This window comes from Romboutsia sp. (assembly GCF_035470145.1).
In the GTDB taxonomy this organism is placed as follows: Bacteria; Bacillota; Clostridia; order Peptostreptococcales; family Peptostreptococcaceae; genus Romboutsia_D.
The window spans coordinates 1-2,475 of record NZ_DATIRC010000409.1; the positions used below are offsets into that span (position 1 = coordinate 1).

Below are 2,475 nucleotides of genomic sequence, written 5' to 3' on the forward strand. Positions count from 1 at the left end.
AAATGAAAAAAGCTAAAGCTACTATAATATTTTCGGCAACTCTTATTCCAATGGATTATTTCAAAGATATGTATGGTTCAAAAGAAGAAGATTATATTATTAATTTAAGAAGCCCTTTTGACGTAAAAAATAGGCTAATTATCATAGCAGATAATATAGCCACAACTTATTCGAAACGAAATGAAACTAGTGATGAAATAGTAAAATATATAGTAAATTGTGTACAATCTAAAAAAGGAAATTATATGGTTTTCTTTCCATCTTACAAGTATATGGAACTTGTATTTGAAAAAATGAGAGAAAATAATCCAGATATAAATGCAGTAATCCAAGAAAGTAATATGAGTGAAGAATCTAAAGAGCAATTTCTATCTATGTTTGATGAAGAAAACAAAGAGACTCATGTGGGATTTTGTGTACTTGGAGGTCATTTTTCTGAGGGAATAGATTTAACAAATGACAAGCTTATAGGAGTTATAATTGTAGGAGTAGGCATGCCTCAGATAGGGATAGATAGGGATATAATAAAAAACTATTTAGATGAAGAAAATAAAGGGTTTGATTATGCTTATGTATATCCTGGAATGATAAAAGTACTTCAAGCAGCAGGGCGATGTATAAGAACTGATGAAGATAAAGGGATAATATTGTTATTAGATAGTAGATATTCTCAAAGAAGGTATCAAAGCTTATTTCCTTATGAATGGTTTCCTAATATTAGAGTCAGAAAAAGTGAAGATGTAAAAGAAGAATGTAATAGATTCTGGAATAGATAAAAGTATATTTATAAACATAAAGGGGCTATCTAAAATAGAGATTAGCTCCTTTTCTTTATCAAAAAATCTATACAAATTGAAATCTCATATTTTTTATTAAGATAAATAACACTAATTTATATAATTAAAATCTTATAAATGAAATTATAACACAAGAAAATACAATTATTATAAATGACATCAATAATATCAATGCAGGTCAAAAAAATCGACGGTATTTTTGTTTTGCAAACAGTATATGACATTAAAAAAATAAAACTCTAAAAAATAAATGTTTATATTTTACAAATATGTAATATTATGGTAAAATGTGTCACGGTACGATATAGGGTTATTTAAATTCATTATTTAAATACAAAAAAATATTATATGATGTAGCCGAAATCATAACAAATAAAATTATAGGGAGGAATATATGAAAAATTTAAAAATAGGTAAAAAGATAGGTATATCTTTTATTGTTTTGTTGATACTTACAGTGTTTGCAAATGCTTATGCACAATCTAATTTAAAGAAAGCAGGAAAACTAAGTCAGGAATTATTTGAGGGGCCTTATCAATCAACAAATCAATCTATGGGAATTCGTAGAGATGTAGTTTACACTGACCAGAATCTTATGAATGCAGTTTTTACACCTAATACTACTAAAGATTTTAAAGGTTTAGCTCTGAAAAACTTTGAGGGTATTAATGAAAGAATTAAAATACTTCGTGAGGATTCTTCAGGAGAAGAAAAATTAATTGATGATATTGAAAGCTCGATAGCTGAGCTAAGGCAACAATACTTAAAAATTTATGAAGTTATAGATCAAGGGGATTATGAGACTGCACAAGAAATGGCAACAAGCGGGGATAGTGAATATTATCAAGCATATATGCAGGCTGTAGAAAATACAACAGCTCTTTATGAAGATGCAGAAGCTAACGGTATTGAATTTAATAAACAAGTACAAGATACAGTATCAAAAACAAGTTTTATCTCTACTGCGATGGGTTTATTTGCTATAGCAGCAGGAATAGTTATAGCTCTGTATATTACAAAGAAATTAAAGGATCCAATTGAAGAAATAGAAATAGCTGCAAATAAAATGGCTGATGGTGACTTTGATATTACTATTAATTATGAATCAGAAGATGAATTAGGTATTTTATCAAATAGTATGCGCCAAATGAGTAATAAAACTAAGGAAATTATAAATGACACAGTTCGTGTTTTAGGAGAAGTTGCATCAGGTAATTTTGATACTGCACCTGAAGTAGAATATATAGGAGTGTTTAAAAATATTGAAAAATCAGTGATTAGAATAACTAATGATTTAAGTGAAACAATGTCACAAATAAATGCAGCTTCAGAAGAAGTTGGGGCAGCATCAGATCAAGTGTCAAGCGGATCACAAATGTTATCACAAGGTGCAACAGAACAAGCAAGTGCAATTCAAGAGCTATCTGCAACTATTATAGAAATATCTGATAAAATTAAAGATACTGCAAATAATGCAGAGAAAGCTAACGTTTTATCATTGAGTGCAGGGCGTGAAGTTGAAGACGGTAATGAGCAAATGAAACAAATGGTTAAAGCTATGGAAGAAATTTCATTTACTTCTAATGAAATTGGAAGAATTATAAAAACAATAGATGATATTGCATTCCAAACAAATATATTAGCATTAAATGCTGCTGTGGAAGCTGCTAGAGCGGGT

At 28.9% G+C, this 2,475-nt stretch carries 2 protein-coding genes; both read left to right on the plus strand.

Annotated elements, in window-relative coordinates; all coding sequences use genetic code 11:
- Positions 1-776 (plus strand): ATP-dependent DNA helicase (locus VLM92_RS16130; RefSeq protein WP_325277343.1); only part of this gene is annotated, 776 nt, incomplete at its 5' end.
- Between the two features lie 415 nt (positions 777-1,191).
- A partial coding sequence (locus VLM92_RS16135) for a methyl-accepting chemotaxis protein (protein ID WP_325277344.1) occupies positions 1,192-2,475 on the plus strand: 1,284 nt, incomplete at its 3' end.